We start from the raw sequence: 8,747 nt of genomic DNA, 5'->3' as shown, positions 1-8,747 counted from the left end.
ACTCTACTATTCTCAAGGACGCTACGACCAAGCCGAACCCCTGTTTCTGCAAGCTCTAGAACTGAGGAAACGCCTGCTGGGAGATGCACATCCTGATGTTGCCACCAGCATGAACGACCTGGCAAGTCTCTACAAATCTCAAGGACGCTACGACCAAGCCGAACCTCTGTATCTCCAAGCTTTAGAACTGAGGAAACGCCTGCTGGGAGATGCACATCCTGATGTTGCCACCAGCATGAACGACCTGGCAAGTCTCTACAAATCTCAAGGACGCTACGACCAAGCCGAACCCCTGTATCTCCAAGCTTTAGAACTGAGGAAACGCCTGCTGGGAGAAGCACATCCCGATGTTGCCAACAGCCTGAACAACCTGGCAGGACTCTACAATTCTCAAGGACGCTACGACCAAGCCGAACCCCTGTATCTCCAAGCTTTAGAACTGAGGAAACGCCTGCTGGGAGAAGCACATCCCGATGTTGCCAACAGCCTGAACAACCTGGCAGGACTCTACAATTCTCAAGGACGCTACGACCAAGCCGAACCCCTGTATCTCCAAGCTCTAGAAATTTGTCAGCAGGTGCTAGGGGTAAATCATCCCAATACGGTTACTGTTCGGAAAAATCTAGAATATCTTCAAGCTCAAAAGAGTGCTAGTCGTAAAGTTAAGAATAATGCTAACAATTCCTGGTGGGACAAGCTTTTAAGATTATTTGAGTGAAGCGAAAGTTGTGATTATAAAATACAGCTAGCAGTCTGCCAAGGAAACTTTGCGCTGAGTCAAGCAGCAAACAACAAGACAGCCTGAACATCTTCAGAAAAAATAAAAATATTGGCGTTGCTGATTTCATGTAAGTAGTCATGCAAAATTAAATATACATTGTCATTGCGAGTGTAACGAAGCGGAACGTTGGCGGAGCGTCTCGTAGAGAAGCAATCGCAAGGCCTTGCGATTGCTTCTCTTTGTACCCTACGGGAAGGCTTTGCCTACGCAATGACATAAATATTTTTGCATACCCACTTAAACGACGCCCCGAATTCAATAAACGGCTGCCCGAATTCAATAAACGACTCCCCGAATTCAATAAACGACACCCCGAATTCAATAAACGACGCCCCGAATTCAATAAACGGCTGCCCGAATTCAATAAACGACTCCCCGAATTCAATAAACGGCTGCCCGAATTCGATGAACGACTCCCCCTTATAAAGCAATACGCTTGGGTTAAGGATAATTGTAGGTTGGGTTGAACTTTAGTGTTACCCAACAAACCCCGAAAAATGTTGGGTTTCATTCCTTAACCCAACCTACGTAGAAGTTGAGTTTTAGGCTTAACTGAACTGTATTGGATTATGAGTAATGCGTTGTAGATGTGTGTGATTCATAAATAAATATTCATAAATTATGACGATATTCTTGTTTTCATAAGCTAATTATAAATGCTAAATAACGACGGCAAAAAAATAATTTTAGCTACAAATAAATGCTTTTAACTGTTAATTTATTTTTGATTTAGGGCTTTACAAGTATAATTTTATACTTTAATATACAAATAAGAAAGGCGATCGCCCTCTGCCAAGAATCTGCGATCGCCTTTCTGTAAACCCCCATTCTGGGAGACAGTTACAATGATGACACAAGTACAAAAGTTTGTAAAAAATCAGAAGTTCGCCCAATCAGAATTACAGCAATACTTAGATGGCGAATTAAATACACCCATCCTGAATCAATCTTCTGAAAATCAATTACCCAAAAGAGAACCGATTAAACATCTATTAATAGGTTCTCCAAAAGCAGTTACTAGCACAATTCACTATCTGCAAGTGATTGGCTATGCCAGCATAGGCGATTGGAGTCCGCTACTACCAACCGCCAACCCAGGCGAGGTAATGAGTATTTTAATCCGTCAGATTTTAATGCAATAGGACATATCTAGATGGTGCGTTGTCGTGCAGCGCAACGCACCCTACTTGAATTTCATCTGTCGTAGGGGTTTAGCAATATGCTAAACCCAAAAAGTAGTGATTTTAATCAGAAAATTGGGCGATAAAATATCAAATAATCATCAACTGGAAAGCTACGCAACGTAGGTAAAAGCTTATCCCGTCTACGCCTCATACTAGGAAACTGTGCTAAGATATCAAACTTTTGAATGATGATTGTGAGAAATTTATCTGCGATATCTGGATTTCCAACAAACAGGTAATCGTTAATTCTTGTAAGTCTTGGGTAGCTTGAGGCGATAGAAAATATAAACTCATTATTGCCCCTGAGTCTTTCTCAAAGCTTGGTTCTTTTGACGCAGTTGCTCGATTACTTCTCTACCGTCGAGTCGTTCTTGGCGATCAAGTTGCTTAACCCCAATCATAATTTCTCTTTGCAGTTCCTCAAACCGACCCTTGTAAATATGTTCCCGTTCCTCTAACAGCTTAATACCTGCAAGAATCACTTCCTCTGATGAAGTGTATTTCCCACTTGCAACCTGACTTTGAATGAACTGCTCAAGCTCGGTGGTTAAGGAAATATTCATAAGCTATTACTATATTTTTGTTCTCATTTTCTAATTTTAGATGCTAACTGACAGTAGTCTATTGCGATCGCATTCACTAAATGTTAAAACTTTTGGTGTATTGACTTATACGCAAATTACCCCACTTGCACTGCGCTCGCATACATTCAACCCTCTTCAAAATGCACCACAACCACGTTAAGCTGAATTAGAGTGGCAATTTATTGCGCTTTTTAATATGCAAATCTCTGTTCTTGTCAAATTTTAATTTTTTCTGCTTGAGAAACCCGGAATGCTAGACCGAATTTTTGATTACCTCGACTTTCACTTCAGCGTTGAAGCCCCTATAGTTCTGCTGATCCTGGTGCTTTTAGAGGCGCTGTTATCTGCCGACAATGCTATCGCCCTGGCTGCGATCGCTAGGGGGCTAGAAGACAAAGAACTTGAGCGTAAAGCTTTGAACTTTGGTTTAGTCGTTGCTTATGTGCTGCGAATCTCCTTGATTCTCACAGCCACTTGGGTGCAACAATTCTGGCAATTTGAATTATTGGGCGCTGCTTATCTACTGTGGTTGGTATTCCAACACTTTACCTCGGAAGAAGCCAAGGACGATCACCATCACGGGCCGCGTTTTGATTCATTGTTGCAAGCGATACCAGTGATTGCATTTACAGATTTGGCATTTTCTTTGGATAGCGTGACAACCGCGATCGCAGTTTCTCAAGAAAAATGGCTAGTGCTGACGGGTGCAACAATTGGTATTATTACGCTGCGATTCATGGCGGGATTGTTCATCCGTTGGTTAGACGAATATGAAAATCTAGAAGACGCAGGCTATGTAACTGTAGCGTTGGTGGGCTTGCGCTTGTTGTTAAAAGTGGTGAACGATAGTTTTGTTCCACCAGAATGGATCATGATTGCTGCCATCTTCCTGATTTTAGGTTGGGGATTTTCCAAGCGTGTTGGCACTGAATTGCCCCAAGTAGAACCAGAAAAAAGCGAAGTCTCGAAATAAAAAGAGCAGGGGGCAGGGGGAAATAACTAATTCCTAGTTCCCAATACCCAGTCCCCAGTCTCTAATGTCTTACTCGTGCAACCAAGGCGTTAAGTGTGGTTGCCAATTTACTAATTCTTCATCCTTAAACCATAGGGCTATTTCCTTTTGCGCGGTTTCTGGAGCATCAGAACCGTGGATTAAGTTGCGACCAATATTGATGCCAAAATCACCGCGAATCGTTCCTGGCTCTGATGTTAAGGGGTTTGTCGCACCAATAATCTTTCTGGCAGATGCAACAACACCATCACCTTCCCATACCATCGCCACCACTGGGCTAGAAATAATAAATTCCACTAGACCAGCAAAAAAGGGACGTTCCCGGTGAACATCATAGTGTTGTTCGGCCAATTCCCGACTGACTTGCAGGAACTTCAAACCAACTAAGGTAAAACCTTTAGTTTCAAAGCGACGGATAATTTCCCCTACTAATCCCCGTTGTACTCCATCTGGTTTAATTGCTAAGAATGTACGTTCCATTGTGAGCTCCCAAAGCTTAATAAAGTTTTTATTTTGTCATTAGTCATTTGTCTTTTGTCATTTGTCCCCCCGTAAGGGGTTTTGCACTCTTGACTAATGACCAATTACTAATGACTCTTGACCAATCAGAGTTTATCTCAGAAATTATCCTTGGGTACATATACGTTCCCAAATGAATGCGTTAAATTGTTAAATTGTGGGCGAAAAACAGAGGTTAGGAAGAAATGGGTGCTGATTCAACTGCTACATCTGACGAGGTGGTACTACCGTCCAATGGACACAAAGAAGTGAAAAACCATAAGCAAAAAAAGCTGTTACCACCTAGTCCTACCACAGGAGATTTACCTCGCTCCTGGAAAATTGAGGATAGTGAAGCCTTATACCGCATTGAAGGTTGGGGACAACCTTATTTTTCCATTAGCGCTGCTGGACACGTTACCGTATCACCCAAGGGCGATCGCGGCGGTTCTCTTGACTTGTTTGAATTGGTCAACGCCATGAAGCAGCGCAACTTGGGACTCCCCATGTTGATTCGTTTTTCCGATATTTTGGAAGACCGGATTGAGCGGTTAAACGCTTGTTTTGCTAAAGCGATCGCCCGCTATAATTACCCCGGTGTCTACCGTGGCGTGTTTCCCGTAAAATGCAATCAAGAGCGGCATTTGATTGAGGATTTAGTAAAATTTGGCAAACCTCATCAATTTGGATTAGAAGCCGGTTCCAAGCCAGAATTAATGATTGCTCTAGCTGTTTTGGATACACCAGGAGCGTTGTTAGTTTGCAACGGCTACAAAGACCGAGAATACATCGAAACGGCAATGTTAGCCCAAAGATTAGGGCAAACACCAATCATCGTTTTAGAACAGATTGAAGAGGTTGATTTGGTGATTGATGCCAATCGCCAGTTAGGTATTAAACCGATATTAGGTGTTCGTGCCAAACTCAGTACCCAAGGCATGGGACGTTGGGGAACCTCTAGTGGCGATCGCGCTAAATTTGGTTTGACAATGCCTGAAGTAATCGAGGCTGTTGACAAGTTACGCGAAGCTAACCTGCTTGATTCTTTGCAGTTGATGCACTTCCACATCGGCTCACAAATCTCTGCCATCAATGTAATTAAAGATGCCATCCAAGAAGCCAGCCGCATTTATGTGGAATTGTCGATGCTGGGGGCAGATATGAAATATCTTGATGTTGGTGGCGGCTTGGGCGTAGATTACGATGGCTCCCAAACCAACTTCTATGCATCGAAAAATTACAATATGCAGAACTATGCTAATGACATCGTGGCAGAGTTAAAAGATACCTGTGCAGAGCGCCAGATTGCCGTACCAACACTGATTAGTGAAAGTGGACGAGCGATCGCATCTCATCAGTCGGTACTGATTTTCGACGTTCTCAGTACTAGTGATGTCCCTATTGATTCACCAGAACCTCCACAAGAGGGAGAATCCCCGATTATTAATTATCTTTGGGAAACTTACCAATCCATCAACCAAGAGAATTATCAAGAGTTCTACCACGACGCGGCACAATTTAAAGAAGAAGCCATCAGTCGCTTTAACTTAGGAATATTACGCCTCAGAGAACGAGCCAAAGCCGAACGCCTCTACTGGGCTTGTTGTCAGAAAATTCTCAAGATCACTAGACAGCAAGAATACGTACCCGATGAATTGGAAGACCTAGAAAAAATCATGGCTTCCATCTACTACGTGAATATGTCAGTGTTTCAATCAGCACCAGATTGTTGGGCGATCGACCAACTATTCCCAATCATGCCAATCCACCGCTTGGATGAAGAACCAATGCGGCGGGGAATTTTAGCAGACCTCACCTGCGACAGTGATGGGAAAATCGACCGCTTTATAGACCTGCGCGATGTCAAATCGGTTTTAGAACTACACACCTACAAGCCCGGAGAACCCTATTATTTGGGAATGTTCCTAAATGGAGCTTACCAGGAAATTATGGGCAATTTACACAACCTATTTGGGGATACTAACGCCGTTCACATTCAATTGACGCCCAAAGGTTACCAGATTGAACATGTTGTCAAAGGTGACACCATGACCGAAGTGGTGAGCTATGTCCAGTATGACTCCGAAGATATGGTGGAAAACATTCGCCAGCGTTGCGAAAAAGCATTAGAAGAAAAGCGCATCACTTTAGCAGAATCTCAGCGACTGCTACAAACCTACGAACAGAGTCTCAGAAGATATACGTACTTAAATAGTTAGGATTGGGGATTGGGGATTGAGGATTGGGAATTAATTGGAGATTAGTTATTCCCCCTGCCCCCTGCCTCTGCCCCCTGTCCCATTCCCTAACTTGCGTTTGTCCCCAACAATTCCTCTATCGCTTGTAACTCAAGAGGCGTATGTGATGGTGGAGTCTGACGGGCATCGGTAATCAGCCAGTCTAAAGCAGCCGCTTGAACATCTATTGCAGCACCAGTTTTATCCACGCAATAACGTCCAAACACCAGCTTATCGATTAAACGCACTCCTGGGCCCAGGCGCGACCATTCAAAAATTACACTGTTTTCTACTGTTGCACCACTACATATCCAACAATTAGGGCCAATCATCGCTGGGCCGACAATTTTAGCTCCGTCTTCGATTCTCGTCATGCCGCCAATGTAAACTGGGCCAGTGATATCCACTTTGTCCCAATTTATGGCTACATTTAAGCCAGTGTAGATGCCAGGAGCGACTTCATGACCAGGAATTTGTACATTCTTGATTTCACCTAGCAGTACACCGCGAATTGCCCGCCAATAATCTGGTACTTTACCAATATCTACCCATTCAAAGTCCATAGGGATGGCGTAGAAGGGGGCTTTGATTTCTACCAATTTGGGAAACAATTGGCCACCAATATCATATTCGACACCAGAGGGAATATAGTTAAACACCTCTGGTTCAAAGATGTAAATACCTGTGTTGATGTTGGTGCTGAGGGCTTCTTCTGTTGAAGGTTTTTCTTGGAAAGCTTTAACACGCCCCTCTTCGTCTGTTACCACCACACCGTAGCTAGAAACTTCTTCTTTGGGGACAGATTTTGTAATAATAGTGGCGATCGAGCCTTTAGCTCTATGCCATTTAACCGCCGCACTTAAATCCAAATCAATTAAAGCATCACCGCACAATACTACAAAGGTATCATCAAAAAAGGGTGAGAAGTCTTGGATGCGGCGCATCCCTCCAGCTGAACCAATTGCTTCGCCTTCCAGTTTCCCATTGTCATCAATTTTTCCTTCAAAGGAATAGGCAATTTGCACCCCAAACCGTTGACCGTCACGAAAATAGTTTTCTATTTCCTCAGCCAAATGACTAACATTGACCATAATTTGGTCAAATCCATGTTGGCGTAACAGTTCCAGCAAAAACTCCATCACTGGCTTTTGCAGGATGGGAATCATTGGTTTAGGAATTGTATAGGTAATCGGACGCACGCGAGTACCCTTGCCAGCCGCGAGAATCATCGCTTTCATAAAAATTTATTCCTCAACCACAAGCCAGTTTACTTTCATCAAGTGATACTTAATCATCAGTTTTTATTTCTGCTCTAAGTTATCCCTTAAACAGGGATAACAGTAATTAGTGGTTATTGCAACCATAGGTATACTTAGATGACAAGCGATCGCTTATCTTTTCAATTTACTCGGATTTTGGGGCTGAATCAAAAATCTGTAAATTATCTGTAAAGCTACTTATCATTTTCTTAGTTCATCGACTCCTCAAAAGGTTTGCCAGTCTTAGCTGAATCTGTAAGTAGCCGAACTTTAATTTCATCGTAGAACTCCTCTTGAAATAGCTCTACTTTCGATTGAGCCGAGAGTAACAGTAGTGCCCAGAAAACGCTAACTAGGTTACTGTGTTTAGAATCATGTCCAGACCCATTTTGCTTGAGATGCTTTGTCTGAGTCCACAACTCTACAAGTTGTTCTATATTCAACCAATTTTGTTCTAAATTTAGCTCCCTTGCTGACACATTCAACACCTGTTCCAGTTCCCCGGCTACTTCCGTCAGATTTTCTTGGTGAGCTAACTCCAGCGCCTCCCGCATACTTTGGACGCTAGGCAGCCGTCTGGGACGGATAGGTTTGCTGACTTTTTCTACCTGTTTTAGCTGGGTCGCCATAATCTGCAATTGCTTAATTAACTCTTGCAGAGTCACCCGGCGCTTTGGTGGTGGCATTGCCGATGCACGACGACGCAATTGCCGTTCTAATGGTAGACGATGACCTTGATGTGATATTCCGTCTTCATCTTCCAATAGAGAATCATCTACTACACCATCTACAATATCTCCTACTGTTGACAATTGCATCAAGGTATTGGCTTTGAACAATACCAGCATTGATGCTGACAAAAATGCCTGTCCAGATTGAGACAAGTCCGATTCATAACCTCTTCCTATTGTCTCCGGTGCCATCAGTTCTAAGTAACGGTCAATCACCTCAATCACTTGGACATCCCAAGGGTCAATTTCTCCCTGCTCAGCTTGGTAAATCAGAAATGTGATTGTTTCTAATAGCTCGGAAGCTTCCATTAACGGGTTCTAAATTAATTAATGACAAGAACTGCCTGTTGGCAGTATTCCCAGAAATTTGTAATCAATCACCATTGTGAATTGTGAGATCGGATTCTGCAACTTTTGATATGGGGGATTGGGCATTACCGCAAGGCGGAAGTCAAAAGTCA

Annotated in this window: 9 protein-coding genes; 4 read left to right on the top strand and 5 right to left on the bottom strand. The window is 43.1% G+C overall.

All coding sequences use genetic code 11. The annotated features are described in order from the left end of the window. Both RMY00_RS35015 and RMY00_RS35010 read left to right on the top strand, forming a co-directional pair. On the top strand, positions 1 to 718 hold a 718-nt coding region (locus RMY00_RS35015; RefSeq protein ID WP_322651949.1), incomplete at its 5' end, for a tetratricopeptide repeat-containing protein. Between the two features lie 908 nt (positions 719 to 1,626). Further along, positions 1,627 to 1,923: a hypothetical protein gene (locus RMY00_RS35010; RefSeq protein ID WP_322651948.1), complete on the top strand. Its 297-nt coding sequence runs from the start codon at positions 1,627 to 1,629 to the stop codon at positions 1,921 to 1,923. 106 nt (positions 1,924 to 2,029) lie between these two features. Here the strand turns inward: RMY00_RS35010 and RMY00_RS35005 are convergent, their stop codons facing one another. Both RMY00_RS35005 and RMY00_RS35000 read right to left on the bottom strand, forming a co-directional pair. Next, on the bottom strand, positions 2,030 to 2,179 hold the full coding sequence (locus RMY00_RS35005) for a type II toxin-antitoxin system RelE/ParE family toxin (RefSeq protein WP_322651951.1): 150 nt from the start codon (positions 2,177 to 2,179) through the stop codon (positions 2,030 to 2,032). A 79-nt stretch (positions 2,180 to 2,258) separates the two neighbouring features. Beyond that, a complete protein-coding gene (locus tag RMY00_RS35000; protein ID WP_322651947.1) occupies positions 2,259 to 2,528 on the bottom strand; it encodes a type II toxin-antitoxin system ParD family antitoxin in 270 nt (89 codons plus the stop codon). A gap of 271 nt (positions 2,529 to 2,799) precedes the next feature. Here RMY00_RS35000 and RMY00_RS34995 point away from each other — a divergent pair, with 271 nt between their 5' ends. After that, on the top strand, positions 2,800 to 3,522 hold the full coding sequence (locus RMY00_RS34995; RefSeq protein ID WP_322651946.1) for a TerC family protein: 723 nt from the start codon (positions 2,800 to 2,802) through the stop codon (positions 3,520 to 3,522). Positions 3,523 to 3,591: 69 nt separating this feature from the next. Here RMY00_RS34995 and ndk read toward each other — a convergent pair whose 3' ends face one another. Continuing rightward, a complete protein-coding gene (gene ndk / locus RMY00_RS34990; RefSeq protein WP_118162278.1) occupies positions 3,592 to 4,041 on the bottom strand; it encodes a nucleoside-diphosphate kinase in 450 nt (149 codons plus the stop codon). Between the two features lie 224 nt (positions 4,042 to 4,265). On the opposite strand from ndk, the gene speA reads away from it, so the two are divergent. Continuing rightward, positions 4,266 to 6,278, top strand: coding sequence for a biosynthetic arginine decarboxylase (gene speA, locus RMY00_RS34985; protein WP_322651945.1), 2,013 nt, complete (start codon positions 4,266 to 4,268; stop codon positions 6,276 to 6,278). A gap of 86 nt (positions 6,279 to 6,364) precedes the next feature. Here the strand turns inward: speA and RMY00_RS34980 are convergent, their stop codons facing one another. After that, the gene (locus RMY00_RS34980; protein WP_322651944.1) at positions 6,365 to 7,534 is read right to left on the bottom strand and encodes an NDP-sugar synthase; all 1,170 of its coding nucleotides are present in this window, start codon (positions 7,532 to 7,534) and stop codon (positions 6,365 to 6,367) included. Between the two features lie 230 nt (positions 7,535 to 7,764). Further along, positions 7,765 to 8,595, bottom strand: a complete 831-nt coding sequence (locus RMY00_RS34975; protein WP_322651943.1) for a ScpA family protein — start codon at positions 8,593 to 8,595, stop codon at positions 7,765 to 7,767. Between the last annotated feature and the right edge of the window lie 152 nt (positions 8,596 to 8,747).

Source organism: Nostoc sp. ChiVER01, assembly GCF_034531155.1.
GTDB lineage: Bacteria > Cyanobacteriota > Cyanobacteriia > Cyanobacteriales > Nostocaceae > Nostoc.
Note: the sequence above shows the minus strand (reverse complement) of the source record. Positions and strands in the feature narration are given on the sequence as shown.

Coding starts and splice junctions, on each gene's coding strand:
- RMY00_RS35010 (WP_322651948.1), top strand. CDS start 1,627: ATGATGACACAAGTACAAAAGTTTGTAAAAAATCAGAAGTTCGCCCAA.
- RMY00_RS35000 (WP_322651947.1), bottom strand. CDS start 2,528: ATGAATATTTCCTTAACCACCGAGCTTGAGCAGTTCATTCAAAGTCAG.
- RMY00_RS34995 (WP_322651946.1), top strand. CDS start 2,800: ATGCTAGACCGAATTTTTGATTACCTCGACTTTCACTTCAGCGTTGAA.
- ndk (WP_118162278.1), bottom strand. CDS start 4,041: ATGGAACGTACATTCTTAGCAATTAAACCAGATGGAGTACAACGGGGA.
- speA (WP_322651945.1), top strand. CDS start 4,266: ATGGGTGCTGATTCAACTGCTACATCTGACGAGGTGGTACTACCGTCC.
- RMY00_RS34980 (WP_322651944.1), bottom strand. CDS start 7,534: ATGAAAGCGATGATTCTCGCGGCTGGCAAGGGTACTCGCGTGCGTCCG.
- RMY00_RS34975 (WP_322651943.1), bottom strand. CDS start 8,595: ATGGAAGCTTCCGAGCTATTAGAAACAATCACATTTCTGATTTACCAA.